Genomic DNA, 26,715 nt, shown 5'->3' with positions numbered 1-26,715 from the left:
GTCGTCACTCGGCAATGCCCGTCGTTAGCTCACCATGGCGCGGCTCGGCAATAAGAACGAGGCCGAAGGCAATTGACCGCGCGCCGCGGCTTCGTCATCGTCCGCCGCCATGGCCAAGACTGTTCTCGATCTCACCGGGCTGAAATGCCCGCTGCCGGTGCTCAAGACCCGCAAGGCGCTGCCGCGTTTGCAGCCCGGCGATGTGTTGGAAGTCCGCTGCACCGATCCGATGGCGCTGATCGATATTCCGGTGCTGATCGGCGAGACCGGCGATCGCATCATCACGAGTGAGCGCAGCAACGAGGTGATCGTGTTCGTCATCGAGAAGCTCGCCAGCGCACCGGCTGTGGACGGTGAGCAGGACTGATAGCTCCGCCAAGGAACCATCGCCGACCGGTATCATTGATCATCGTTCCATAGGGAGGAGATCATGGCCCGGAAATATTCCAAGAAAGCGTCCGCCAAGGTCGGCCGCGCGATGAAGAAGCGCAAGGCCGGTACGCTGAAGAGCGGCGGCTCCGGCAGGAAGGTCAAGAGCCGCAAACAGGCGATCGCGATCGGTCTGTCGGAAGCTCGCGCCGAAGGCGCGAAGGTGCCAAAGAAGAAAGCCGGTAAGAAGGCTGCAAAGGCGTCGACCAAAAAGGCCACTAAGTCCGGCCGTAAGACGACGAAGAAGACGACCAAGAGGACGACCAAGAGGACGACAAAGTCCAGCAGCACGCGGGCCGGGACGAAGAAGTCATCGGGCCGCAAGTCGTCGAAGTCATCCAGCACGCGAAAAACATCCAGCGCGCGAAAATCGTCTAGCCGCAAATCGTAGTCGCGCAAGTCTGGCAAGAACAAGTCTGCCAAGAAGAAGTCGTCGGCCTGAACACGTACCACTCAAGCGCGAGTCATTCCGGGGCGCCGCGCAGCGGCGAACCCGGAATCTGGAGATTCAGGGTACTGACGGCTCGGCCGCGCAGCCGCAAAATAACTTCGAGATTCCGGGTTCGCGAGCTAGAGCGCTTCATCGATTGGTTGAAGCGGATTTGGCCTTTGCCAAGCGTCCGAAGTCCTCATCCTGAGGAGCTCGGCCTTGCCGGGCGTCTCGAAGGATGAGGAGCCACATCGCCTGCGGCGCATGGTTCGAGACGGCGCTTCGCGCCTCCTCACCATGAGGTTCTACAAGCTGCGACCGCTAGGAAGTGCGGTCCTCATTCTGTCAAAAGCAGAGATGCTCTAGCGCTCGCGCCCCGGAATGACGTGTGTGGGAGACGTCGCGAGATGTCGACCATGCGTCAGAGGTTCGCTGGGAGACGCCGTATCTAAGCCAACTCACCCCGCCTTGCGCTGCCTCGCGTTGGAGCGGCGGGCTTTGGTGGTGGTGCGGGAAGAGCGGGAGGCTTTGCGGCGGCTATGGGCCTTGCCGGTTTTGGTGCCGGATTTGCCGCCTTCGAGACTCTGCTTCAGCGCGTCCATCAGGCTGACGACGTTGCTCTCCTTCTCCTCCGGTTCGGGCAGCTTGATCGACTTGCCGGAGGCCTTGCGCTTGACCAGCGCCTTCAGCGCGGTCTCGTAGTCGTCCTTGAACTTCTTGGGATCGAAATGCGCCGCCTTGGTCTCGAGGATGTGGCCGGCGAGCTCGATCATGTCCTTGGAGATTTTCGGCGACTTGATGCCGTCGAAATACTCGTCCGCATCGCGCAGCTCGTAAGGGTAGCGCAGCGTGGTCGCCAGCAGCCCCTTGCCGAACGGCTCGATCGCCAGCACATGCTCGCGGTTGGTGAGCACGATGCGGCCGAGCGCGACGCGGCCTTTGTCCTTCATCGCGTCGCGGATCACCGCGAAGGCGTCGACGCCGGCCTTGCCGTCCGGAACGATGTAGTACGGATGATTGAGGAAGCGCTGGTCGATTTCATCGGCCGGCACGAAGCTGTCGATGTCGATGGTGTGGGTGCTCTCGATCTGAACCGCTTCGAGTTCGTCCTTTTCGATCTCGATGTACTTGCCCTTGCGCACCTCGTAGCCGCGGGCCTTCTGATCCTTCTCGACCACCTCGCCGGTGTCTTCGTCGATCATCTGCTGCTTCAGCCGATTGCCGGTTTCCGCATTGATCATGTGGAAGCGGGTCTTCTCGACGCTGGTCGTGGCCGGATATAGCGCCACCGGGCAGGTGACGAGGGACAGCTTCAGCGTGCCCTTCCAGTAGGCGCGAGGCATGGGAATTCTCCGAGGGCTCGAGCAGTCGCGACCGGGCGGTCACGTCGATGCTATCATGGGTGGAACTTGAACGGGCATCCCGGGTTTTGGTTCCGACCAAGCCCAGCCTGTCGGCGGTGAGTAAGGAGCGACGGTGGCCAGCAACAAGCTCAGCATCTACCGCAAGAAACGCGATTTCGAGCAGACCGCGGAGCCGCGCGGCGACGCCAAGGTGGCGCCTTCGAAGCAGCGACGGTTCGTGATCCAGAAGCACGACGCTACCCGTCTGCACTACGACCTGCGCCTGGAATATGGCGGCGTGTTCAAGTCCTGGGCAGTGACCAAGGGACCGTCGCTCGATCCGCACGACAAGCGTCTCGCTGTCGAGGTCGAGGATCATCCGCTGGACTACGGCGACTTCGAAGGCACGATCCCGAAGGGCCAGTATGGCGGCGGCACGGTGCAGCTCTGGGACCGCGGCTATTGGGAGTGCGACGATCCCGAGCGCGGCTTCAAAAAGGGCGACCTGAAGTTCACCCTGCACGGCGAGAAGCTGCATGGCAGCTGGGTGCTGGTGCGGATGCGGCACGACCGCAATGGCGGCAAGCGCACCAATTGGCTGCTGATCAAGCACCGCGACGACGACGCCCGCGAGGGCGACGCCAACACCGTGCTCGACGACGACCGCTCGGTCGCCTCGGGACGCGCCATGGCGACGATCGCGGCGGGCAAGGGCAAGGCACCGAAGCCGTTCATGCTGCGCAAGGCGGCCGCGAAGGTGACGGCGGACGCGGTGTGGGATTCCAACACCGGGCTTGCGGCCGATCAGCGCGCGGAGACGGGCGCTGCGAAGAAGGCGACGAAAGCCAAGCCGAAGACGCCCGCCAAAGCGAAAGCTGCGAAGTCCGCGAAACCCGCGGTGCGGAGTAAGTCTGCTGTTCGTGACACCCGCGCGGCCATGCCGGATTTCGTGCCGCCGCAGCTCTGCACCTCGGTGGAACGGCCGCCCGGCGGCGAAGGCTGGGGCCACGAGATCAAGTTCGATGGCTACCGGATGCAGCTCCGCATCGAGCAGGGGCAAGCCAAGCTGCTGACACGCAAGGGCCTCGACTGGACGGGCAAATTCAGCGCGATCGCGGAAGAAGCGACGTCGCTGCCGGACGCGATCATCGACACCGAGGTGGTGGCTCTGGATTCGCACGGCCAGCCGGATTTCGCCGCGCTGCAGGCGGCGCTGTCGGACGGCGACACCGACAACCTGATCTGCTTTGCATTCGATCTGCTCTATGCGGAGGGTGAGGATCTGCGCCGGCTGCCGCTGTCGGAGCGCAAGGAGCGGCTCGCCGCTTTGCTGAAGGCCGCACGTGGCCGTCGCAAGGAAGGCCTGATACGCTACGTCGAGCATTTTGAAACCGGCGGCGACGCCATTCTGCAGTCGGCCTGCAAGCTGTCGCTCGAAGGCATCGTCTCGAAGAAGCTCGATGCGCCGTATCGCTCCGGCCGCAGCGGTGCCTGGACCAAGGCGAAGTGCCGCGCCGGCCACGAGGTGGTGATCGGCGGCTGGAAGACCACCAACGGCAAATTTCGTTCGCTGCTGGTCGGCGTTCACCGCGGCGATGACCTCGCCTATGTGGGCATCGTCGGCACCGGGTTCGGCCAGGACGTGGTCAAGCGCATCCTGCCCGAGCTGAAGGCGCATGAAGCCGATCGCAATCCGTTCAGTGGCGCCAATGCGCCGAAGAAGACGCGCGACGTCCACTGGGTGACTCCGGAGCTGGTCGCCGAGATCGAATTCGCCGGCTTCACCGGCGGCGGCATGGTGCGTCAGGCGGCCTTCAAGGGGCTGCGCGCCGACAAGCCGGCTGCGGAGGTCGAAGCCGAGGAGCCGCAGCAGGTCGAGCTTGCCGAACCAAAGCCGAAGCGCCGGGCCGCCAAGACGGCGAAGCCGCGAAAGGCTGCGGGCAAGCGCGCCGCGCCCCGCCGCGCCGACGCTGCCCGGTCCGAGGTGATGGGCGTGGTGATCTCCAAGCCCGACAAGGAGCTGTGGCCGGAGAGCGAGATCAGCGGCGCCGTGACCAAGCGCAATCTGGCCGATTACTTCGCCGAAGTGGGCGACTGGCTGATCCCGCACATCAAGGGGCGGCCGTGTTCGATCGTGCGCGCGCCCGACGGCATCGGCGGCGAGCTGTTCTTTCAGCGGCACGCCATGCCGGGAATGTCGAATTTGATCGAACTGGCCAAGGTTTCCGGCGATCGCAAGCCCTATGTGCAGATCGACCGCCTCGAAGGCCTGATTGCCGTGGCGCAGATCGGCGGCGTCGAGTTGCATCCCTGGAACTGCGCGCCGAACCGCTACGACGTGCCGGGACGGCTGGTGTTCGATCTCGATCCGGCACCCGAGGTCGGGTTCGACGAGGTGATCGTGGCCGCCAAGGAAATGAAGCAGCGCCTCGAAGCATTGGGGCTTGCGACGTTCTGCAAGACCACCGGCGGCAAGGGCTTGCACGTCGTGGTGCCGCTGAAGCCCGACGACAGTGTCGACTGGAAGGCGGCCAAGACGTTTGCCCAGACGGTGTGTGCGCAGATGGCCGAGGACAGTCCCGAGCAGTATCTGCTCAACATGTCGAAGCAGAAGCGCACGGGAAAGATCTTCCTCGATTACTTGCGCAACGACCGGATGTCGACGGCGGTCGCGGTACTGTCGCCGCGAGCCCGCACCGGCGCAACCGTGTCGATGCCGGTGACGTGGTCGCAGGTGAAGGCCGGTCTCGACCCCAAGCGCTACACCATCGAGACGGTGCCCGCGTTGATGAAGCGGCCCAAGGCGTGGGCCGACTACGACGAGGCGGCAGCCCCGCTCAGGCCGGCGATCAAGGCGTTGACGTCGGGCGCATCATGAGCCCGGCGTGACGCGAGTCCATACCGCTGAAACTGTGCCGCATACGTGGATGCCCGGGACGAGCCCGGGCATGACAGCGTCGATCGGCAGATCGAAGATAGGTTGCGTCAGATCTTGCCGAGCAGCAGCAGGATCAGCAGGATCACGATCACCAGACCGAGGCCGCCGCCGCCGTAGTATCCGGTGCCGTAGAACGGTCCGCCGCCGACGCCGGTGAAGCCGCCCAGCAAGGCGATGATCAGAATGATGAGGATGATTGTGCCGATGGACATTTCCGCTCTCCTTATCGCGGCGGGTCGCCCGAGTGCTCCGCCTGCTGGGAGTGAGAACACGGCGTAACAACGAAGGTTCCGAAGCGGAAACTTGAGATATGGCGCGCGGCCCTGTTGTTTTCGCAATGCTCACTTAGATAGGGGAGTAATCAACCCACGCAGTGACGAGGACGCCCCAATGTCAGCTCCGCTTGTCGTATCGATCCCTCATCGCCTCGGCCGCGACGAAGCGCGCCGCCGGCTGCAGACCGGCCTCAGCCGCGCAGCGATCAACGTGCCGATCCTGAAGGTGGATGAGGAGACCTGGCGCGGCGACCAGATGCTGTTCCGCGTCCGCGCGCTGGGCCAGGTCGCGGCCGGCCATGTCGACGTTGCCGAAGATCACGTCCGGCTGGAAGTGCGCCTGCCGTGGCTGCTGCAGAAATTCGCCGATGCGGCGCGCGTCGTGATCCAGAAGCGCGGACACTTGTTGCTCGAGAAGAAGTAACAAGTTGCGTGCGTCGCACCAAATTATGGCGCTGCAGCAAGTACTTATCGGTAGATTGCATTAAGTTGTAAGTAACCGAATCTTGGAATGCTGGTCGTGCGGGTGAGGGAACCGATTTCCTGATCGGCACAAACCCCGTCAGGCCGTCCGGCTCCAGCTCCCGGGCGGCCTCGGTGTTTGTGGGCGCGCGATCGTTCGCCACTGCCGATGGCCGGAGTCTTGCACAGTCTCTCCCGAGTCATTCCGGGGCGCGCGCAGCGCGAACCCGGAATCTCGCAGCGAGCAGAGCTTTGCGGCGGTCGGTGCCCGCAGCAGATTCCGGGTTCGCTCGCTACGCGAGCGCCCCGGAATGACGAGGCGGGGCTGCGTTGACAGCTCTGCAGACCATGGGGCCTGCTCAGCCGCGCCGGACTCGCTTCGTGCCTATCAGGCGCGCGCGATGCACGGCGACGGGGAGGTGGCGGAACAGGTCGCGGAGCTGCAGTTCGCCCGACGCGTTTTCGCCATCGCCGGTTTCGACCGCATAGCCTTTGGTATCGATCGTGCCATCATACGCATCGGCGGTCGGCCAGTGCCGGCCATCATCGGACAACGGAGCGAGGCCCTTCGCCACGACGACGATCACTGCGTCGCTGCCGCGGGTGCGGGCGAATGCGACGATGCGGTCGCGGTGGACGCCTTTGACAGCGAGCGGCCGGTAGTCGCCATCGGCGAACAGCTCGGCGTGGTCGCGCCGGAGCCGCAGTAACTGATGCGTCCAGGCCAGCTTGACGCGGCCGTCGCTCCAATTCGCGGTCAGCGTTTCCCAGTCGGGCTGGTCGTGCAATGACTCCAGCGCTGCGGAACGCGCGTCGAAATCCACCGGACGGCGGTTGTCGGGATCGACCAACGAGAAATCCCAGAACTCGGTGCCCTGATAGAAATCCGGCACGCCGGGCATCATCGCCTTCAGCGTCACCTGACCGAGCCCATTGAGCGCACCGAGCAGCGACAGCCGGCGGTGCAGCGTCTCGACCGACTCCAGGAACGCACCCGACAGTGTCGGATCGAGGATGCGGTCGATGAAGGTGCGCACGCCTTCTTCGTAAGCGAGGTTCGGATTGAGCCAGTTGGTTTCCTGCTTGCCCTCGCGAGCAGCCTTCAGCGCGAAGCCCTGGAAGCGATCGGCGAAATCCGGATCGGGCGTCAGCGGCCAGGCGCCGAGCAACGCCTGATACAGCATGTATTCGAACGCGGGCGAGGGGGCGCGCATCTCGCCGTCGACGACGAGATGCGGCGCGTTGAGCAGCTTCCATTTGCCGACGGCGCTGGCCCATTCGCCGGGGATTTCGGCGAGCGACGACAGCCGCGCGCGCGCGTCTTCGCCGCGCTTGGCGTCGTGCGTCATCGTCGCGGTCATGCCGTGCGGCCAATCCTGGGCGCGGCTCTGCATTGCGGCGTGGAATGCGGCGGTCGGCATCTCCGGCGCGGCCGGATCGCCGCCGACCTCGTTCAGCGCCAGCAGCCGGTGATAGCGATAGAACGCGGTGTCCTCGAGCGACTTCGCCATCGTCGGCCCGGTGAACTGCTGCACCTTGAGGGCGAAGCGGCGCACCCGCGGCTTGGAGTGTGGCGCGCGGCCCGGCTTCACCAGGTCCATCGTCAGCACGTCTTTGAGGAATTCGAAGATGCCGTCGTCGGCGCCGAACCAGTCGGCCCGCGCCTTGGCGATGGTGTCTTCGATCAGCCGGCGGTCGAGCTGGGTCGGGCTGTTGCCGGTCAGATAGGTGCGATACACCGGGAAGTGCAGCACGTAGAGCTCGAACGCCTGTCGCAGATTGTCGGCGGAAAAATCGCGGGTCGAGTAGTGCCCCGATGCGATCCGCGCCAGCAGCCTGGTGAGCACAGTGAACTCGCTCAGCAGCAACGTCTCCAGCACGCGGCGCTTGGCGGCCTTGAGCACCGGATCGAATGCCGGCGACAGATTGCTGGCCTGGCGCCAGGTCTCGTCGAGCGGCTTCAGGCCATTGCCGTCGAGCAGCACGCGGGTGATGACGTTGAGCCATTCATAGCCGGTAGTGCCGTGGACGCCGGCGAACCGATGCAGCGCCTCGCCTTCGCCGAGGATCTTCTCGATCACCGTGTAAAGCGGCGGAGCGTTAGCGCCTTGCGCCTCGCGGGCCAGCCGACGCAGCCGCTGGAAGTACTGCGCCGGGTCGCGCAGGCCGTCGATGTGATCGAGCCGCAGGCCCTGCAGCTGGCCGTCGGCCAGCAGCTTCTTCACCCGGCTGTGGATCGCCTCGAAGGTGCCGGCGTCTTCGACCCGCAAGCCGGCGAGGGTGTTGACGTCGAAGAACCGGCGGTAGTTGATCTCGCTCGACGCCAGCTGCCAATGACCGAGCTTGTAGTGCTGGCGCTCCAGAAGGTTGTGCAGCGTCTGGATCTGCTGGGTGCGGCCTTCGCCGGCGCGGTAGGCGTCGAGCCCGCGCGCGATCACGTCCGCAGCGCCGGAGATCGTCTGCAGCGCCGCCTTGAATTCGGGGGCTTCCTTGCGCGTCGGACGGCGCAATCCGGTGTAGCGCGCGGCAAGCTCCAGGATCGCGCGGCCGGCGTCGGTCTCGGCGGCGTCCGCCTCGCGCACGATGGTGCGCAGGATCTCGCTGTAGCGCTGCGGCGCGATCGGCAGCCGGTGTTCGTAGTACCAGGCCGAGAAGCTGCCGTCGGCAGGGTCGTAGCGCAGCTCGATCTCGCCGCCTTCCAGCGCTTTGCCGTAGGACGAGCCGATGATCGGCAGCAGCACGCCGCCGCGGGCGCGGAACGGCAGCATCTCCCAATCGATGTCGAACGACGCCGCATGCGGCGAGGCCGGGCCCCATTCCAGGACGTCGAGCCACCACGGGTTGTCGGCGTAGTGCACGCCGACATGGTTGGGGACGAAGTCGAGGATCAAACCGATGTCATGCTGCTTCAGCACGGCGCTGAGCCGGGCGAAGCCTTCTTCGCCGCCGAGCTCGGGATTGAGTTGGGTGTGATCGACGATGTCGTAGCCGTGGGTCGAGCCCTTGCGCGCCTTCATGAACGGCGACGCGTAGAGATGCGAAATCCCGAGACGCTTCAGGTAGGGGACGATTGCGGCGGCGTGGTCGAAACCGAAATCGGCGGTGAGTTGCAAACGGTAGGTGGCAGTCGGAATGACAGGAGGCATTTAGGATTGCTCGAGGCGCCAGGTCACCGCCCACGGCGGAATGATCCGGTTCCAATCGTCGCCCCACAGAATCGTTCCAACGCCTGGGCCAGCGGCGCCGGCTTCGCGCTCGCTGTCCGTCAGATTTGCCGCAAGCCGCAACGTCGACCCATCGCCGAGCCGCCAGTTTGCGGTCAGCATTCCATCATCGGCAACCGCCGCTGTGCCGAACCGTGCGCCGGCGAGCCGCGGCACGATCATGTTGCGGCGAAGCTGCAGCAGCCGCGACACCAGCGCCAGCCGCTGCGCGCCGGCGCCGTCGTCGCGCTCGCGCCAATCGAGCACGGCGCTCTTGAACGTCTCCTCGCTCAGCGGATCGGGGACGTCGTCGCCGTACTTCTCGTAGGCGCCGGCGAACTCCTTGCGGCGGCCGGCACGGACCGCTTCGGCGAGTTCGCCGTGGAAATCGCAGAAGAACGGGAATGGTGCCTGCGATCCCCATTCCTCACCCATGAACAGCATCGGCACCATCGGTGCCAGCAGCGTGATCGCCAGCGCCGCTTCGATCGCTTCGGGCTTGGCGAGGCTCTCCAGCCGATCGCCGAGCGCGCGATTGCCGATCTGGTCGTGGTTCTGCAGGAAGTTGACGAAGGCCAGCGGCGGCAATTTGCCGCTCGGCTCACCGCGCGGCGTGCCGCCGCGATGCGCTGAAGGTTCGCCCTGATACGCAAAGCCGGAGCCGAGCGCGCGGCACAGATGCCCGAGCGGCGCATCGGCATAATCGGAGTAGTAGCCCTGGCGCTCGCCGCTCAGCGCGACATGCCAGGCGTGGTGATAATCGTCGTTCCACTGCGCCCGATACTGCCCGCGCGGTGGATCGGTGACCGGATCAAGCACCGCGGCGATATTGTCGTCGTTCTCCAGCACCAGATGGATATGCCGGCCGGTCTCGGCCGCGAGCTTGCCGGCCTCGCGGGACAATTCGTGCAGCATCGGGATCTCGCCCTGATCCGGGATCGCATGCACGGCGTCGAGCCGCAGCCCGTCGAACCTATAGTCGCGCAGCCAATGCAGCGCGTTCTCGATCGCGAACGCGCGGACTTCGGGAGCATAGTAGTTGATCGCGTTGCCCCAGGGCGTATGCGAATCCGAGAAGAACCCCGGAGCATAGCCGCCGAGGTAATTCCCTTCCGGTCCGAAATGGTTGTAGACGACGTCGAGAAACACCATCAGCCCGCGCAGATGCGCTTCGTCGATCAGCGCTTTCAGATCCTCGGGGCGTCCATAGGCGCTGTCGGGTGCGTACCACAGCACGCCGTCGTAGCCCCAATTGCGCCGCCCCGGGAAATCCGCCAGCGGCATCAATTCCAGCGCGGTGAATCCGGTCGCCACCAGATGATCGAGCTTGTCGATCATCGCGCGGAAGCTGCCCTCCGGCGTGAAGGTGCCGACATGGGTCTCCAGCAGCACCGTCTCGGCCCACGGCCGGCCGCGCCAATCGGCGGCGCGCCAGGCATAGGAGCCGTGGTCGATCACTTCGCTGGGCCCGGCGATATCCTCGGGCTGAAACAGCGAGCCTGGATCAGGGACTTCGAGATCGCCGTCGAGGCGGAAGCGATAGCGCGCGCCGACGCCGATTCCGGCAATCTCGGTTTTGTGCCAGCCCTTGTCGTCGCGCTGCATCGGATGCGGCGCGCCGTCCAGCATCACTTCTGCCTTTTTCGCGTTGGGCGCCCACAGCCGGAATTCGGCGCCGCTCGCAGTAAGACGCGGACCGAAGCTGCGTCCGGTCATGCGATCGTCCCGGCGAAGGCCAGCACCGAGCGGGGCGGCGCCGCACTCGCACTGCCGCACTTCAGCGGCGCGACCTGCACGGTGTCCTTGGTGGTGTCGAACAGCTGGTGCCAGACCGGATAGTCGCTGGTCTTCGGCAGGTGGAAATCGATCGTCTCGACGCCGGAATTCAGCACGATGAGAATCGCATCGCCGCCGGGCTCGCTCGGGCTCAGCATGTAGGCGAGGAAGCGGCCGTCGGGAAACGCCCAGTCCTGCTCGGTCATCTCGGCGGCCGACGGCGTCAGCCACAACACGCCGTAAGAGCCGTCCGCGCGGCGACCGTCGAGCCAGCGCCGCGAGCGCAGCTGCGGGAAGCGGCGGCGGATGTCGGTCATCAGTCCGACGAACTCCACCATGTCGTCTTCGGTATTGGCGCCGTCCCAGCCGACCCAGCCGATTTCGTTGTCCTGGCAATAGGCGTTGTTGTTGCCGGACTGCGAATTGCCGACCTCGTCGCCGGCGAGCAGCAGCGGCACGCCCTGCGCCAGGAACAGACAGGCGAGCTGGTTCTTGCGGAGCTGGCGACGCATCCCGAGAATCTTCGGATCGTCGGTCGGACCTTCGATGCCGCAGTTGTTGCTGTGATTGTCGTTGGAGCCGTCGCGATTGTCTTCGCCGTTGGCAATGTTGTGCTTGTGCTCGTAGCTGAACAGGTCGGCGAGCGTGAAGCCGTCGTGCACGGTGACGTGGTTGATGCTGGCGCGCGGCATCCGGCCATCGTGGTTGAACATGTCGGACGAGCCGGTCATCCGCCGCGAGACTTCGCCGATCAGGCTGCCTTCGCCGCTCCAGTAGCGCCGCATCACGCTGCGATAGCGGTCATTCCACTCCGACCATTGCGACGGAAACGCCCCGACCTGATAGCCGCCCATGCCCAGATCCCACGGCTCGGCGACCAGCTTGACGCCTGCGAGGATCGGATCCTGGCGGATCGCGGTGAAGAAGCCGGAGTTGCGATCGAAGCCGTTCGGGCCGCGCGCCAGCGTGGTGGCAAGATCGAACCGGAAGCCGTCGACATGGCAGACTTCGACCCAGTAGCGCAGGCTGTCCATCACCATCTGCAGCACCCGCGGATGGGTCAGGTTCATCGAATTGCCGCAGCCGGTGAAGTCGTCGTAGTAGCGCGGATTGTCCGGCTTCAGCCAGTAGTATGAGGCATTGTCGATGCCGCGAAACGACAGCGTCGGACCGAGATGATTGCCCTCGGCGGTGTGGTTGTAGACGACGTCGAGCAGCACCTCGATCCCGGCATCGTGCAGCCGCGCCACGGTGGTGCGGAACGAGTCCAGCGGATTGTCCTTGTCCGGCGCGTAGCGGACCTCGGGCGCGAAGAACGAGATCGTGTTGTAGCCCCAGTAATTCACCAGCTTCTTCTCGACCAGGATGCGGTCATCGACAAAGCCGTGAACTGGCAAAAGTTCAATTGTGGTGACGCCCAGCCGTTTGAAATGCGCGATCATCGACGGGCAGGCGAGGCCGCCGAATGTGCCGCGCAGCCCGGGCGGCACATCTTCGCGCTGCTGGGTCAGGCCTTTGACGTGAGCTTCGTACACGATGGTGTCTTCCCAGCGCACGCCGGGCCGGGTCTCGCGCCGGCCGCTGCCGACGGTCTCGTCGACCACCACCGCCTTTGGCATGCCGCGCGCGCTGTCGCGGCGGTCGAACGACAGGTCCTCGCGGGGCGAACCGGTGCGATAGGCGAAGTGCGCCTCGCTCCACACCAATCGGCCGTTCAGCCGCTTGGCGTAGGGGTCGAGCAGCAGCTTATGGGCGTTGAAGCGGTGGCCGCGATCGGGATCGTAGGGACCATGCACCCGATAGCCGTAGAGCTGGCCGGGCGAGACGTCGTTGAGGTAGCCGTGCCAGACGTCCTCGGTGCGTTCCGGCAGTTCGATCCGTTCCAGTTCGCGGCGGCCCTGGGCATCGAACAGGCAGAGCTCAACCTTGTGGGCATTGGCGGAGAACAGCGCGAAGTTGGTGCCGCGCCCGTCCCAGGTCGCTCCGAGACGGGAGTCGGTTCCGGCGGTGAGGCGCATAGCGAGTGTCCCGATCACGAAGTTCGCATAGCCTGCGACTGTCTTTGTTAGCGAACTTCGAAATCGAAGAACACTAGTAAATCTGCCATTCTGACGTGGCTTTGTGCAAAACGATGCCCGATCGCGCGGGCATCGCCAAACCGTCACACTTGCGCGTGCGGGATTTCACGAGACGGATACTCGCCGATCGTTGCCGGCCCGCGCGCGAGCTTGGCGCTGCGCGCGGCATAGGCGTCAATCCTCCGGCGTCAGGAAGATCGCGGCCAGCGGCGGGATCGTCAGGCTGAGCTCCGGCACCAGACCTTCGAGGGTGCGGACCTCGCCGCCATTGCCGACATTGCTGCCGCCGTAGCCGGCCGCATCCGAATTGAACACTTCGCGCCAGCGACCGGGGAACGGCACGCGCACGCGATAGTCCTGATAGACGTTCGGCGAGAAGTTGACGATCACCAGGCAGCGGGAGCGGGTATCGTTGCCCTTGCGCATCCAAGCAAACACATTGCGGTTGGCATCTTCGGTGATCAGCCATTCGAAGCCGAACGGATCGCAATCGAGCTGATGCAGCGCCGGCAGCGACCGGTACAGCTTGTTGAGGTCGCGCAGCAGCGCCTGAATGCCGGCATATTTCGGATATTCGAGCAGGTGCCAGTCGAGCGAGCGATCGTGGCTCCACTCGCGCTCCTGGCCGAACTCGCTGCCCATGAACAGCAGTTTCTTGCCGGGATGGCCGAACATGAAGGCATAATACGCGCGCAAGTTTGCGAAGCGCTGCCACTCGTCGCCCGGCATCCGGCCGAGGATCGAACGTTTGCCGTGGACCACCTCGTCGTGCGACAGCGGCAGAATGAAATTCTCCGAGAAGGCGTAATGCAAGCCGAACAGGATCTGGCCGTGGTGATATTTGCGGTGGATCGGATCCTTGCTGATGTAGTTCAGCGTGTCGTGCATCCACCCCATGTTCCACTTGTAGCCGAAGCCAAGTCCGCCGAATTCGACCGGGCGTGACACCTGCGGCCAGGCGGTGGATTCTTCCGCAGCGGTGGTGGCGTGCGGGAAATTGTCGAACACCTGGCTGTTGAAGCGGCGAATGAAATCGATCGCCTCGATATTCTCGCGGCCACCAAACTTATTCGGGATCCAGCCGCCGGCGGGGCGGCTGTAATCGAGATACAGCATCGATGCCACGGCATCGACGCGGAGGCCGTCGATCCCGTAACGCTCCAGCCAGAACAGCGCGTTGGCAGTGAGGAAATTGACGACTTCGGTGCGGCCGTAATTGTAGATCAGCGTGCCCCAATCGAGATGCCGCCCCTGCATCGGGTTGGCATGCTCGTACAGCGCGGTGCCGTCGAAATTGCCGAGGCCGTGCGGATCGTCCGGGAAGTGGCCCGGCACCCAGTCGAGGATCACGCCGATGCCGGCGGCATGGCAGGCGTCGACCAGCGCGCAGAAATCTTCCGGCGAGCCGAACCGCGAGGTGGGGGCATAGAGACCGGTGGGCTGATAGCCCCACGAGCCATCGAACGGATGCTCGCTGACGGGGAGGAATTCGACGTGGGTGAAGCCCATGTCGCGAACGTAGGCCGGCAGCTGCTCGGCGAGTTCGCGGTAGGTCAGCCACTGGTCGCCGTCCTTGCGGCGCCACGAGCCGAGATGCACCTCGTAGATCGACATCGGCGCCGACAGCGCGTTGATGTTCTCCGGGGCCGGCCGCGGCTTTGGCAGCTGGGTGGCATCGACCACGATTGAAGCGGTCTTCGGCCGCATCTCGGCGGCGAAGGCGAGGGGATCGGACTTCTGCGGCAGCTGCTCGCCATGCGGGCCGGAGAGGTCGAATTTGTAGTGATCGCCGGCACGGGCGCCGGGGATGAACAGCTCCCAATAGCCGTTGCCGCGCACCCGCATCTGGTGGCGGAGCGGATTCCAGTAGTTGAAATCGCCGACCACGCTGACGCGGCGCGCATTCGGCGCCAGCACCACGAAGCCGACGCCGGCGACGCCTTCCAGCTCCATCGGATGGGCGCCGAGCTTGTCGTACAGCCGTTGGTCGGTGCCTTCACCGAGCAGGTAAAGATCGAAGTCGGTCAGGATCGGCGGGAAGCGGTAGGGATCCTGCAGCTCGATCGTCGCGTCGCCGAACCGGGCGCGCAACGTGTAGCGCGGCGAACCGCCGGGCAGCTTGCCGGTGAACAGTCCGGCCGGATGCGCCTGCTCGAGCGGGGCGGATTCGCCGTTGTCGCCGACAACGTCCACCGCCGCCGCATCGGGCAACAGCACGCGGACCACGGTGCCGCCATCCTCCGGGTGTGCGCCGAGATAGCGAAACGGATCGGCGTGACGGCCTTCGAGAACTGCGTAGGCTTCGTCGCTCAGTTGCACGGTCATGGAAGCTCCTCGGGAGGCGGCGACAGGATGCGCAGGAGGCCGGCAAGCGGCACGCGCACCCAGTCGGGACGATGTGCGATCTCGTAGTCGATCTCGTACAGCGCCTTTTCAATCAGGAAGAAGTCGAGCACGCGGTCCGCAGCTGCGGTATCCGCCGGCCACACCGGGCTGTCGCCCATGGTTCGGCGATAGCCGTCGAGGAATGCCGCGGTGGCGCGAATCCGCCATAGATCCAGGGCCTCGGTGAGCCGGCCGGACTCTTCGGATGCGGCCTTCAGCGCGCGATCGAGCGCCGCGGTGGTCGAATAGTCGATCGAGCGCACCAGGCCGGCGACGTCGCGCACCGCCGGCGCCTTGGCGCGGCGCTCGGCCATAGTCCGGCGCGGCTCGCCTTCGAAGTCGATGATGTAGATGTCGTCTTTGACGATCAGCATCTGACCCAGATGGAAGTCACCGTGATGGCGGATGTTGAGCCCGCCATCGTCGCCAAGCAAGCCATGGATGCGCGACATCAGCGTCTCGCGGGCTGCCAGCAGTTCATCGACCAGCGGCCGATCGGTATCTTTCAGCGTGTCGCGACGCCGGCGGAGTTCATCGAGCACGCGCTCGGCCGACGCCGCCACGGTCTCGGCCCAGCCGCGCGAGGCTTCGGCGTTGATCGGCTCCGGTGCGAAGTCGGCCACTTCCGGATGGCTGGCGAGCGCGATGTGCATCTCCGCCACCCGCTGGCCGGTCCGCTCCATGAAGTGCAGATAGGGCGTGAGCTGATCGCCCTCGGCCTTTTCTTCGCTTCTGACCAGCACCCGCTGCTCGTCGATGTAGCGATCGAGATAGGCGGAGGTGACGGTCCAACCGTCGCCCTGATTGCGGGCGAATTCGTGCACCACCGCCACCGCGCTGGTCTTGTCGCCTTCGATCAGCTCGACGCTGCCGAGCAACGCGGGGGTGTTGGTGTAGCCGGCGACTTCGGTGAGGAAGCGCCCCATCTCCAGCTCTGGATTGATGCCGGTCTGCAGGCGCCGATACAGCTTGACCACGTAGTCACCGTCGACCAGCGCGGTCGAATTCGACTGTTCGGTCTCCACGGCACGGATGTTCTGGAACGGCCCGGCCGGCCGTTCCGCCAGCTTGGAGCCGGGCCGGAATTCCAGCCGGTCGCCGTTGTCGCCGGTCACGGTGAGGGAAGCGCGGACGTTCTCCAGCAGGAGAGCGATGAACGACGGATCGGCCGCGACATCCAGTAGGGTGCCCTCGCGGGCGCCCTGACGGACCGCGGCATAGGCCCGCGGATTGTAGCGCTCGCGGTCGAACCGCACCCAGTCAATCTGCATCGGCAGCAGATAGCGCGAGGTGGTGCCGCGCTGTGTCGCCTCGAAGAAGGCGAGCCACGGCCGGTTGTCGCCGTCATTGGCAAACGGAATCGCCGAAGTGAGCCGCGGATGGATCGCGCGTGGATTGCGCTCCGGAAACCAGCGGGTGCGGGACAGGAATGTCGGCAGCACCTCGTGCTCGAACATCGAGCGGGTGCGGCCGAGCGTCATCCAGGTCGAGCCGAGCGGCACCACCAGGGTCACGAATTCCGACACAGCCGACACCGGCGCGACGTGCGGCGCAGTGCCGGGCTCCTGCAGCTTGAACCAATAGAAACCGAAGGGCGCCAGCGTGATCATGTAGGGCAGCTCGCCGATCGGCGGGAATTTGGTGCGGCCGAGCATTTCCTGCGGCACGCGCTCCTTCCACGGCGACAGATCAAGCTCGGTCGCCTGCGCGGCGCGCGACAGGTTGGCGACGCAGAGAATGACTTCGTCCTCATACTGCCGGACATAGGCCAGCACGGCGCGGTTGCTCGGGCGGATGAACGTCATGCTGCCGCGGCCGAAGGCCAGCGTCGACTTGCGCACCGCGATCAGCCGCTTCATCGCGCTGAGCAACGACGACAGGCTGCGCTGCTGCGCTTCGACATTGACCGAGGCGTAGCCGTACACCGGGTCCATGATCGGCGGCGCATACAGCCGCGCCGGGTCGGCGCGCGAGAAACCGCCGTTGCGGTCGGGCGACCACTGCATCGGGGTGCGGACGCCGTTGCGGTCACCGAGATAGATGTTGTCGCCCATCCCGATCTCGTCGCCGTAATAGATGATCGGCGTGCCGGGGAACGACAGTAGCAGCGAGTTCATCAGCTCGATCTTGCGGCGATCATTGTCCATCAGCGGAGCGAGGCGGCGGCGGATGCCGACATTGATCCGCGCCCGCGGATCGGCCGCATAGGTCTTCCAGAGATAGTCGCGCTCCACATCGGTGACCATTTCGAGTGTCAGCTCGTCGTGGTTGCGCAGGAACATCGCCCACTGGCAGTTGGCCGGAATCTCCGGCGTCTGCCGCATGATGTCGGTGATCGGGAAGCGGTCTTCCTGCGCGATCGCCATGTAGATCCGCGGCATCAGCGGGAAGTGGTAGGCCATGTGGCATTCGTCGCTGTCGCCGAAATACTGCTGGACGTCCTCCGGCCACTGGTTGGCTTCGGCGAGCAGCAGCTTGCCCTTGGCATAGGCGTCGAGTTCGGCGCGCAGCTGCTTGATGACCGCGTGGGTCTCGGGAAGGTTCTCGTTGTTGGTGCCGTCGCGCTCGCACAGATAAGGAATGGCGTCGAGCCGAAAACCGTCGACACCGGTGTCGAGCCAGCGCTTCATTACCTTGACGACGGCGCCGACCACGCGCGGATTGTCGAAGTTCAGATCCGGCTGATGCGAGAAGAACCGGTGCCAATAATACTGGCCGGCTTCCGGATCCCAGGTCCAGTTCGATTTCTCGGTGTCGGTGAAGATGATCCGGGTGCCGAGATATTTCTGGTCGGTGTCGCTCCAGACGTACCAGTCGCGCGCGCTGGAATTCTTCGGGCTGCGCCGGGCTCGCTTGAACCAGGCGTGCTGATCCGAGGTGTGGTTGATGACCAGCTCGGTGATGACGCGCAGATTGCGCTTCTTGGCTTCGACGATGAAGCGGCGGAAGTCTTTCATCGTGCCGAAGTCGGGATTGATCGAGCCGTAGTCGGCAATGTCGTAGCCATCGTCGCGCTGCGGCGACGGATAGAACGGCAGCAGCCACAGCGTATTGACGCCGAGCTCCTGAAGATAATCGAGCTTTTCGGTCAGGCCGGCGAAGTCGCCGATGCCGTCATTGTTGCTGTCGGCGAACGCCTTGACGTGCAACTGATAGATGATGGCGTCTTTGTACCAGAGCTCGTCGGAGGTTTCCGCGTCAGATCCGTCGATCGTCGTGATCGGTGTCATTTCATTCATGGCTTCCGCACTCACGCCAGGCAACGGAACAGCAGCGCCGGGTCTCGATGCGGGTCCATCCGCAGGCTGATCCCGCCCCAATCGAGCGCGTGGCGTTCTCCGGTCAGCAGGTTCTCGACCGCAGCGACCGGCCGGCGCTCCCCGGCGACCTCGATCTGGACGTCGCCGAGTGGCAGCCAGAATTCATGGTAGTCGCTGCTGAGCGCGATCGCGACGGCGACCGCGTTGGTGCCGTCGACCGAGGTTTTGACGAAGCCGGTCACATTCGGGTCCTGCACGTCGAGGAAGCGGAGATTGCTGGTCTGCTGCAGCGCCGGGTTGGCGCTGCGGATGCGGTTGATGTCGCGAATGTAGGGCTTGATGTTGCCCGGCTTGTCCCAATCGCGCACCTTGATCTCGTATTTCTCGGAATCGAGATACTCCTCCTTGCCGGGGATCGGTTCGTGCTCAAGCAGTTCGAAGCCGTTGTAGATGCCATAGGTCGATGACAACGTTGCGGCGAGAACGAGGCGCGACTTGAACATCCACGGCTCGCCACCCTGCAGATGGAAGGGCAGGATGTCCGGCGTATTGGTGAAGAAGTTCGGTCGATAGAAGTCGCGCTCCGGATAGTCGGTGAGTTCGCGCAAATATTGCTCGATCTCCCACTTCTGGGTGCGCCAAGTGAAGTAAGTGTAGGACTGCGTGAAGCCGAGCTTGGCCAGTCCCTTCATCAGCTTCGGCCGGGTGAACGCTTCGGCCAGGAAGATGACGTCGGGGTGACGGAGCTGCACCTCGCGGATCAGCCATTCCCAGAACCGCAGCGGCTTGGTGTGGGGATTGTCGACCCGGAAGATTTTCACGCCATGATCGGCCCAGAACAGGATCACGTCGCGCAGCGCGTTCCACAGCGAGCCGGCGTCCTCGCAGGAGAAATCCGGGTTGACGATGTCCTCGTATTTCTTCGGCGGATTCTCGGCGTATTTCATCGAGCCGTCGGGCCGGCGCTTGAACCAGTCCGGATGCTGCTTCAGCCACGGATGATCCGGCGAGCACTGCACGGCGATGTCGAGCGCAACCTCGATGCCGACCACCTCGCAGGCGTCGACGAAGGCGCGGAAGTCCGCCAGCGTGCCGAGCTCCGGATGCACCGCATCGTGGCCGCCTTCCTCGGCGCCGATCGCATACGGGCTGCCGGGATCACCAGGCTCGGCCCAAAGCGCGTTGTTGCGGCCCTTGCGGTTGGTGTGGCCGATCGGATGGATCGGGGTGAAGTACACCACGTCGAAGCCCATCGCGGCGACGTCCGGCAGCCGCGCGATACAATCGCGGAAAGTACCATGGCGGCCGGGCTCGGTGCTCTGGCTGCGCGGCACCATTTCGTACCACGCGCCGTAGCGGGCGCGGGGCCTGTCGATCATCAGCGGCAGCGGTTCGGTGCGGGTGAGGTCGTGCCGCGCCTGGCTGCTGCCCATGGCGTCGCGCAATTCCGGCGATAGCAGCGGCGTGATATCGCCGGTCCGTAGATATTCCTCGCAGCGCTGCTGGATCAGCCGCAGCACCTCAGGATCGTCGGTCTGCGCTTTGGTGAGCAGCCCTGCGCCCTCAAGGGCGTCGAGCGACAGATCCTGGCCGGCCTTCAGCTTGAGTTCGGCACCATGTCGCCAGGTCGCAAACTCGTCCGTCCAGGCTTCGATCGCATAAACGTGACGGCCGAGCTGCTGCGGCGTGAACGTCGCAGACCAGCGATCATTGACGGCGTGCACCATCGGCACCCGCTGCCATGTGCTGTCCTGCTCACGCCGCCAGACCAAAGCCGCGGCAATGACTTCGTGGCCGTCGCGGTAGATGTCGGCCCACACCTCGATCGGCTCGCTGACAATGCGTTTCACCGGGAATCGTCCGCCGTCGATCAGCGGATAGATGTCTTCGATGTGAAAGGCGCCGCGAGTGGCGGCGGTTTGAAGCGCTTGTGTCGACTTGTTCACAATAGCCCACGATCGATTGAGTAAGGTGATGCCCACGATCTAGGACGCACGTCCCATAGTGAACCGGGCGGTTCTCGATTACAAAGCTTCCAGGACGCGCTGGTTCCAATGGAACTCACCCTACGCAATCGCGTTCGATATGACTATCCTGTCGGCGGACAGGCGGATTCGCGGCGCACCCCGCGCGGCGTGTAGACAGCGTGCCTTATGGATTTATTCACCAAAGCTGCCGAGCTGGGCATCCAGACCGAGTTTTATGACGGTCAGGGCCGCCGCCACGTCACGCCGCCAGAAGCCCTAGGGCTGATCATCGACGCGATCCCGGAGGCGGCGGAGCGGCGATTGCTCGATCGGATCGTGGTGATCCGGCAGGGCGAGCCGAACCGTTCGGAGCTGGGGGCAGGCGCGGCCCTCCCGGTGCGCTGGGTGATCATGGCCGCGGCGGCGACGCTGGCCGAAGGCACCGCCGAAGATCGATCCATCGCATGGCCGCAAGATCTGCCGAGCGGCAGCTATCGGGTGCGGCTGACGGACGCATCAGGCCACGCCGAAGAGGTGCCGCTTTTGGTCGCGCCGCCGCACGCGTTTGGCGGCGCCTTCGATCGCTCCTGGCTGGTCGCCGTGCAGCTCTACAGCCTGCGATCGTCACGCAACTGGGGCATCGGTGATTTCACCGATCTGGCCAATCTGATCGAGCTCGCTGCCAGCCTCGGCGCCGGCGGCATCGGCCTCAATCCGCTGCATGCGCTGTTCGACGATCGGCCCGGCGATTGCAGCCCGTATTCGCCGAACAGCCGGCTGTTTCTCAATCCGCTGTATGTCGACGTCGAAAGTCTGCCGGAGTTTTCCGGAAACGATCGGCCAGTCGATGCCCAGACGCTGGCGTCGCTGCGCGATGGCGAACTGATCGACTACGCCGCAGTGGCGGCGGTGAAGTGGCGCGGCCTGCGCGCCGCCTACGAGACATTCCGCACCTCGGCGTCGGCCGCCCGGCGCGATGCGTTCGAGGCGTTTCGCCGCGAGCGCGCGCCGCTGCTGACGCGGTTCGCGTGCTTCGAAGTGCTGCGGCACAAATTCGGCCACCCGTGGTGGGACTGGCCGGAGGAGTGGCGACATCCGGATGATACGCGCTGCGCGCAGTTGCGCGCCGGCCCAGACGGTCCAGAGGTCGAGTTCTTCGAATTCGCGCAGTGGTGCGCCGACGATCAGTTGCGCGGCTGCCGCGATCTCGCGGCCGCCCGCGGCATGAACGTCGGTCTTTATCTCGACGTCGCAGTCGGTGTGCAGAGCGACGGCTTCGATGCCTGGAACGAGCCGGCCGCGATCTCGCGGCTGCTATCGGTCGGCGCGCCGCCCGATCCGCTCAACACCGCGGGCCAGAATTGGGGCCTCGCCGGATTCAACGCGCCGGGGCTTGAGCTGACCGGCTTCGCGCCGTTCCGCGACATGCTGCGCGCCTCGATGCGCTATGCCGGCGCGATCCGGCTCGACCATGTGCTTGGGCTCAACCGGCTGTATCTGGTCCCGCACGGCTTTGCCGCCAATCAGGGCGTCTATGTGCGGATGCCGCTCGAGGCCCTGCTGGCTGTCACCGCGCAAGAAAGTGTCGCGCATCGCTGCGTGGTAATCGGCGAAGACCTCGGCACGGTGCCCGACGGATTCCGCGATCGGCTGGCTGCGTGGGGGATCTGGTCGTATCGCGTGATGATGTTCGAGCGCGACTTCCACCAGGGCTGGTTCTTCGGGCTCGATCACTATTTGCCGAACGCACTGGTCACCTTCAACACCCACGACCTCGCAACCTATTCGGGATGGCGTGCCTCGACCGATCTGCATCTGAAGCGCTCGATCGGGGTCGATCCCGGCGAGAGCGACGACAGCCGCCGGCACGCGCTGGCGATGCTCGGCGATGTGCTCCGCAATCAGGGGATCGAGCAAGACGATATCTACGCGGTGCTGACGTTCCTGGCGCGCACGCCGTCGCGCCTATTGGCGATCGCGCTGGAAGATCTGCTCGGCGTGCTCGATCAGCCGAACGTGCCGGGCACGGTGTCGGAACATCCGAACTGGCGGCGGCGGCTGCCGAAGGCGATCGAAGACATCCCCGCCGTGATCAACCGCCAAGCGCTGCTCGCGGCGACCGCCGACCGTCGCACCGCGGGGTGACGTTTTGCCGAATCCGATCGAAGACTACGCGCTGATCGGCGACTGCGAGACCGCGGCCCTGGTCGGCCGCGACGGCTCGATCGATTGGCTGTGCTGGCCGTCGTTCGATTCCGAAGCCTGTTTTGCCGCGCTGCTCGGCACCGAGAATAACGGCCGCTGGCGGATCGCACCTGCCGAAGAGATCGTGCGTTGCAGCCGGCGCTATCGCGGCGACAGCCTGATCCTGGAGACGACGTTCGAAACCGCGACCGGCAGCATCACGCTGATCGATTTCATGCCGCCGCGCGGCTCGGCATCCGACGTCGTCCGACTTGTGCGCGGCGATCGCGGCCGGGTCAAAGTGGCGATGCAGCTGGTGATCCGGTTCGGCTACGGCGCGGCGATCCCGTGGGTGCGACGCGGCGACGACGGCGCGGTGCTGGCGGTCGGCGGTCCCGACATGCTGGTGCTGCGGACGCCGGTGGCGACCCACGGCAAGGACATGACGACAGTCGCCGAATTCGACGTCGGCGAAGGCGATCAGATCCCGTTCGTGATGACTTACGGGCCGTCGCATCTGCCGGTGCCGGACTCGATCGATCCGGTCGCGGCGCTGAAGGATACCGAGGATTTCTGGGCCGAATGGTCCGGTCGCTGCACCTATCAGGGCGACCATCGCGATCTGGTGATGCGGTCGCTGATCACCCTGAAGGCCCTGACCTTCGCGCCGTCGGGCGGCATCGTCGCGGCGCCGACCACATCGTTGCCCGAGCAGCTCGGCGGCTCGCGCAACTGGGACTACCGGTTCTGCTGGCTGCGCGACGCGACCTTCACGCTGTTCGCGCTGATGAACAACGGTTACACCGAAGAAGCCGCGGCCTGGCACGACTGGCTGCTGCGCGCGGTCGCGGGCGATCCGGCCGGCATGCAGATCATGTACGGCATCTACGGTGAACGCGGTCTACTGGAATGGCAGGCGGATTGGCTGTCCGGTTATCAGGGCGCCCAGCCGGTGCGGATCGGCAACGCCGCGCACGCCCAGCTGCAGCTCGACGTCTATGGCGAACTGATCGACGCCTTCCACCAATGGCGCAACGCCGACCTTGCACTCGACGGCGAGTCCTGGGCTCTGGAATGCAAGGTGCTGCAGCATCTCGCCAAGATCTGGGACCAGCCCGACAGCGGCATCTGGGAGCTGCGCGGCCCCCGCCAGCACTACGTGTCGTCCAAGGTGATGACCTGGGTGGCGTTCGATCGCGGCATCAAGAGCGCGGAGAAGTTCGGCCTCAAGGCGCCGGTCGCCGAGTGGCGTGCCTTGCGCGAGAGGATTCACGCCGACGTCTGTGCTAACGGCTTCGATGCCGAGCAGAACGCCTTCGTCGAGCATTACGGCGCCAAGGTGCTGGATGCTTCGGTGCTGCTGATCCCGGCGGTCGGATTCCTGCCGCCGGATGATCCAAGGGTGCTGGGCACGCTCGAGGCGATCGAGCGCCATCTGATGAGCGATGGCTACGTGATGCGTCACGATCCGCGCGCCAGCAAGGACCCGAGCGTGCCGGCAGAGGGCGCGTTCCTCGCCTGCAGCCTGTGGCTCGCCGATGCCTATGTGCTGGCCGGGCAGATCGATCGGGCGAAGGCGCTGTTCAATCGTGTCGCCGGCATCGCCAATGATCTCGGCCTGCTCGCCGAGGAATACGACACGGTCGAAAAGCGTCAGACCGGCAACTTCCCGCAGGCGCTGACCCACATCGCGCTGATCAACACCGCCAACAACTTATCCGCAGCCAAGGCCGCCGCCGAGAAGCCGGCGGTGCAGCGCTCGAAGCAGAATTAGCCGCCCAGACGCGCGTTCCGCTCCAGGATGAAGTCGATCGCGGCGGCGAAGCCGTCGTCGTCGTTGCGGCCGGTGACGTGCGCGGCCTGCTGCTTGATCTCGTCGGCAGCGTTGCCCATTGCGATCGACAGGCCGCTGACGCCGAACATCGGCAGGTCGTTCTGCATGTCGCCGAGCGTGGCGATCGCGGCCGTCGGGATGCCGAGCCGCTCCGCCATCGCGGCGACGAACGTTCCCTTGCTGCGGCCGGGCGGGGTGACGTCGAGATAGTAATCCTGCGATCGCACCGCCAGCGCGCGGTCGCCGAGCGCAGCCTGCAGCTCCGGCTCGCAGCGTTTGAGCAGCTCGAAGTCGGCACTGACGCCGACGATCTTGCAGGCCTTGCCGGCGAACGACGTCAGGTCCGCCTCCATCGTCGGCGAAAACCGGATGGTGCGCTCCTCATGGGCGACGTATTTGCCGTCGTCACGGCGGATGTACCAATTGTCGTTGGTGAACAGCCAGATGTCTATGCCGCTGCGCTCGAACAGCTCGATGCTGGTCGTCACCGCGCTGTCGGGGATCAGATGCTGTTCGAGCACGTCGAGCGTCGGCGTGACGATCGAGCTGCCGTTGAACGGACCGAGCGGCAGCGTGATGCCGAGCGGATCGCTGTACATCCGCATCCCGACCGGCGGCCGGCTCGAGGTGAGGGTGAAGCCGACGCCGCTGGCTTCCAACCGCGCCACCGCATCACGGGCACGATCGGTGAGCCGCTTGTCGGTGGTGACCAGAGTGCCATCGACGTCGGAGATTACGAGCTGGATGCGGGTCATGGATCGAACCTCAAGGTGGAGCCTTCGTCATTGCGAGGAGCGAAGCGACGAAGCAATCCAGAATCGTGCGCGGAGCTTCTGGATTGCTTCGCTTCGCTCGCAATGACGGTGAGCATCGATTTAATCGCGGATGGGCGTCGGAAGCTGACCGACGATGTCGTCGACGATTGCTTCAACGGGCGCGTCGATCGAGGCGATGATTGGGCGCTCGTCTGGGCTGGGGCGCTCCAGCGTGGCGAACTGGCTGTCGAGCAGGCCGGCTGGCATGAAGTGGTTTTTCCGGGCCGCCATCCGGCCGCCGATCAGCTCGCGGCTGCCGTCGAGAAACACGATCCGAATGTCGTCGCGGCCGTGCACCAGCACGTCGCGATACGCGCGCTTCAGTGCCGAGCAGCCGAACACGATCGAGCCACCGTCCGCGATGACGCGGTCGATCTCGGCAGCGATCGCCTTGAGCCAGGGCCAGCGATCGTCATCGCTGAGCGGCTGGCCGGCGCTCATCTTGGCGACGTTGCTTGCAGAGTGGTAGGCGTCGGCGTCTTCGTAGCGCCAGCCGAGGCGCTGGCCGAGCGCTTCGCCGACCGTGCTCTTGCCGGAGCCGGAGACGCCCATCACGATCAGCGCGCGCGGCTGCGGCTCGGAAGTCATCGGCTCAGGCGACACCGGCATTCTCCGGCAGCGCATCTTGAGTCACCAGCCACACCGTCTCGCCGTGCGAGCGGGCGCGTGCGGACGGCAGATCCTCGCCGGCGAATACGCGGGCAAGGATGTCGCGCTTGGCAGCGCCGTGCACCAGGAACAGCATCTCGGCACAGGAGGCGAGCGCCGGCAGAGTGAGGGTGACGCGCGGCACCAGCGGCTCGACCGGGGCCGTGTCGACACCCGCGACCCAGCGGTCCTGGATTGCGAGCTGCGGTCGCTCCGGAAATAGAGAAGCGGTGTGACCGTCCGGTCCGACGCCGCCGAGCACCAGATCGAACAGCGGCCGGCCAGGTGTGAGCTGGTCGCTGCCGTAGAACGCTTTCAGCTCGGCCTCGTAACGGAGGGCCGCCTCGCCCGGTGTCGCCGCATCGGTAGGGATCGCGTGAACGTTCTGCGGCGGTGCGCGGCCGTCCAGAAACGCGCGCTTGGCCGCGCCGATATTGCTGAGCGGATCGCTCTCCGGCACGAACCGTTCGTCGCTGATGAACCAGTGCACCCGTTGCCACGGAATCCGGTTCTCGAACTCGCCGGCGAGCAGTTCGAACATCTTCTGCGGCCCGGAGCCGCCGGTCAGGCAGATCGCCGGACGCTCGTGGTTCAGGTCGATCCGGGCGATCAGCCGCTGCGCGGCGAGGCGGGCCTGCGCATCGGCGTCGGCCGCGACCACGAGGCGATGATCGGTGCCGCGCATCGG

The 26,715-nt window shown here is 65.2% G+C and carries 17 protein-coding genes; 5 read left to right on the top strand and 12 right to left on the bottom strand.

Features of this window, described 5'->3' with window-relative positions:
- Positions 1 to 109 precede the first annotated feature (109 nt).
- Entirely contained in the window at positions 110 to 367 is a 258-nt protein-coding gene (locus RPPS3_RS18730) for a sulfurtransferase TusA family protein (RefSeq protein WP_107345409.1), read from the top strand.
- 32 nt (positions 368 to 399) lie between these two features.
- Here RPPS3_RS18730 and RPPS3_RS24900 read toward each other — a convergent pair whose 3' ends face one another.
- Positions 400 to 852: a hypothetical protein gene (locus RPPS3_RS24900; protein ID WP_159060696.1), complete on the bottom strand. Its 453-nt coding sequence runs from the start codon at positions 850 to 852 to the stop codon at positions 400 to 402.
- 465 nt (positions 853 to 1,317) lie between these two features.
- Complete coding sequence (locus RPPS3_RS18720) at positions 1,318 to 2,202, bottom strand: Ku protein (RefSeq protein ID WP_107345407.1); 885 nt, start codon at positions 2,200 to 2,202, stop codon at positions 1,318 to 1,320.
- A 133-nt stretch (positions 2,203 to 2,335) separates the two neighbouring features.
- On the opposite strand from RPPS3_RS18720, the gene ligD reads away from it, so the two are divergent.
- A complete protein-coding gene (gene ligD / locus RPPS3_RS18715; protein ID WP_107345406.1) occupies positions 2,336 to 5,080 on the top strand; it encodes a DNA ligase D in 2,745 nt (914 codons plus the stop codon).
- Positions 5,081 to 5,187: 107 nt separating this feature from the next.
- Here ligD and RPPS3_RS18710 read toward each other — a convergent pair whose 3' ends face one another.
- A complete protein-coding gene (locus RPPS3_RS18710) occupies positions 5,188 to 5,352 on the bottom strand; it encodes a DUF3309 family protein (protein ID WP_013501467.1) in 165 nt (54 codons plus the stop codon).
- 178 nt (positions 5,353 to 5,530) lie between these two features.
- On the opposite strand from RPPS3_RS18710, the gene RPPS3_RS18705 reads away from it, so the two are divergent.
- Entirely contained in the window at positions 5,531 to 5,839 is a 309-nt protein-coding gene (locus RPPS3_RS18705) for a polyhydroxyalkanoic acid system family protein (RefSeq protein WP_107345405.1), read from the top strand.
- A 397-nt stretch (positions 5,840 to 6,236) separates the two neighbouring features.
- On the opposite strand, the gene treY is transcribed toward RPPS3_RS18705, so the two are convergent.
- The 6 genes from treY to RPPS3_RS18675 form a co-directional block, all read right to left on the bottom strand.
- On the bottom strand, positions 6,237 to 9,023 hold the full coding sequence (treY, locus tag RPPS3_RS18700; protein WP_107345404.1) for a malto-oligosyltrehalose synthase: 2,787 nt from the start codon (positions 9,021 to 9,023) through the stop codon (positions 6,237 to 6,239).
- Positions 9,024 to 10,796 carry a malto-oligosyltrehalose trehalohydrolase gene (gene treZ, locus RPPS3_RS18695; protein WP_107345403.1) on the bottom strand — a complete coding sequence of 591 codons (1,773 nt, stop codon included), beginning with the start codon at positions 10,794 to 10,796 and terminating at the stop codon, positions 9,024 to 9,026.
- The gene (gene glgX / locus RPPS3_RS18690; RefSeq protein WP_107345402.1) at positions 10,793 to 12,874 is read right to left on the bottom strand and encodes a glycogen debranching protein GlgX; all 2,082 of its coding nucleotides are present in this window, start codon (positions 12,872 to 12,874) and stop codon (positions 10,793 to 10,795) included. The genes treZ and glgX overlap by 4 nt, the downstream gene beginning before the upstream one ends.
- A gap of 234 nt (positions 12,875 to 13,108) precedes the next feature.
- Positions 13,109 to 15,259 carry a 1,4-alpha-glucan branching protein GlgB gene (glgB, locus tag RPPS3_RS18685; RefSeq protein ID WP_107345401.1) on the bottom strand — a complete coding sequence of 717 codons (2,151 nt, stop codon included), beginning with the start codon at positions 15,257 to 15,259 and terminating at the stop codon, positions 13,109 to 13,111.
- Positions 15,256 to 18,558 (bottom strand): maltose alpha-D-glucosyltransferase, encoded by a 3,303-nt coding sequence (gene treS / locus RPPS3_RS18680; protein WP_107346679.1) that lies wholly within the window; start codon positions 18,556 to 18,558, stop codon positions 15,256 to 15,258. Before treS ends, glgB begins: the two co-directional genes overlap by 4 nt.
- Positions 18,559 to 18,569: 11 nt before the next feature.
- Positions 18,570 to 20,525 carry an alpha-1,4-glucan--maltose-1-phosphate maltosyltransferase gene (locus tag RPPS3_RS18675; protein WP_107345400.1) on the bottom strand — a complete coding sequence of 652 codons (1,956 nt, stop codon included), beginning with the start codon at positions 20,523 to 20,525 and terminating at the stop codon, positions 18,570 to 18,572.
- A 207-nt stretch (positions 20,526 to 20,732) separates the two neighbouring features.
- On the opposite strand from RPPS3_RS18675, the gene malQ reads away from it, so the two are divergent.
- Together malQ and RPPS3_RS18665 are read left to right on the top strand one after the other, a co-directional pair.
- A complete protein-coding gene (malQ, locus tag RPPS3_RS18670) occupies positions 20,733 to 22,691 on the top strand; it encodes a 4-alpha-glucanotransferase (protein ID WP_107345399.1) in 1,959 nt (652 codons plus the stop codon).
- A 4-nt stretch (positions 22,692 to 22,695) separates the two neighbouring features.
- Entirely contained in the window at positions 22,696 to 24,504 is a 1,809-nt protein-coding gene (locus RPPS3_RS18665) for a glycoside hydrolase family 15 protein (protein ID WP_107345398.1), read from the top strand.
- Here RPPS3_RS18665 and RPPS3_RS18660 read toward each other — a convergent pair.
- The 3 genes from RPPS3_RS18660 to pgl form a co-directional block, all read right to left on the bottom strand.
- Complete coding sequence (locus RPPS3_RS18660; RefSeq protein ID WP_107345397.1) at positions 24,501 to 25,319, bottom strand: Cof-type HAD-IIB family hydrolase; 819 nt, start codon at positions 25,317 to 25,319, stop codon at positions 24,501 to 24,503. The two genes, RPPS3_RS18665 and RPPS3_RS18660, sit on opposite strands and share 4 nt — an antisense overlap.
- Positions 25,320 to 25,439: 120 nt before the next feature.
- Positions 25,440 to 25,988, bottom strand: coding sequence for a gluconokinase (locus RPPS3_RS18655; protein WP_107345396.1), 549 nt, complete (start codon positions 25,986 to 25,988; stop codon positions 25,440 to 25,442).
- Positions 25,972 to 26,712 carry a 6-phosphogluconolactonase gene (gene pgl, locus RPPS3_RS18650; RefSeq protein ID WP_107345395.1) on the bottom strand — a complete coding sequence of 247 codons (741 nt, stop codon included), beginning with the start codon at positions 26,710 to 26,712 and terminating at the stop codon, positions 25,972 to 25,974. The genes RPPS3_RS18655 and pgl overlap by 17 nt, the downstream gene beginning before the upstream one ends.
- Positions 26,713 to 26,715: the final 3 nt, after the last annotated feature.

Origin of the sequence: Rhodopseudomonas palustris (assembly GCF_003031265.1) — a bacterium.
In the GTDB taxonomy this organism is placed as follows: domain Bacteria; phylum Pseudomonadota; class Alphaproteobacteria; order Rhizobiales; family Xanthobacteraceae; genus Rhodopseudomonas; species Rhodopseudomonas palustris_H.
This window is presented reverse-complemented; position numbering and strand designations above follow the sequence as displayed.

Coding starts and splice junctions, on each gene's coding strand:
- glgB (WP_107345401.1), bottom strand. CDS start 15,259: ATGACCGTGCAACTGAGCGACGAAGCCTACGCAGTTCTCGAAGGCCGT.
- RPPS3_RS18705 (WP_107345405.1), top strand. CDS start 5,531: ATGTCAGCTCCGCTTGTCGTATCGATCCCTCATCGCCTCGGCCGCGAC.
- pgl (WP_107345395.1), bottom strand. CDS start 26,712: ATGCGCGGCACCGATCATCGCCTCGTGGTCGCGGCCGACGCCGATGCG.
- RPPS3_RS18655 (WP_107345396.1), bottom strand. CDS start 25,988: ATGCCGGTGTCGCCTGAGCCGATGACTTCCGAGCCGCAGCCGCGCGCG.
- RPPS3_RS18710 (WP_013501467.1), bottom strand. CDS start 5,352: ATGTCCATCGGCACAATCATCCTCATCATTCTGATCATCGCCTTGCTG.
- RPPS3_RS18720 (WP_107345407.1), bottom strand. CDS start 2,202: ATGCCTCGCGCCTACTGGAAGGGCACGCTGAAGCTGTCCCTCGTCACC.
- glgX (WP_107345402.1), bottom strand. CDS start 12,874: ATGCGCCTCACCGCCGGAACCGACTCCCGTCTCGGAGCGACCTGGGAC.
- malQ (WP_107345399.1), top strand. CDS start 20,733: ATGGATTTATTCACCAAAGCTGCCGAGCTGGGCATCCAGACCGAGTTT.
- RPPS3_RS18660 (WP_107345397.1), bottom strand. CDS start 25,319: ATGACCCGCATCCAGCTCGTAATCTCCGACGTCGATGGCACTCTGGTC.
- treS (WP_107346679.1), bottom strand. CDS start 18,558: ATGAATGAAATGACACCGATCACGACGATCGACGGATCTGACGCGGAA.
- treY (WP_107345404.1), bottom strand. CDS start 9,023: ATGCCTCCTGTCATTCCGACTGCCACCTACCGTTTGCAACTCACCGCC.
- RPPS3_RS18730 (WP_107345409.1), top strand. CDS start 110: ATGGCCAAGACTGTTCTCGATCTCACCGGGCTGAAATGCCCGCTGCCG.
- treZ (WP_107345403.1), bottom strand. CDS start 10,796: ATGACCGGACGCAGCTTCGGTCCGCGTCTTACTGCGAGCGGCGCCGAA.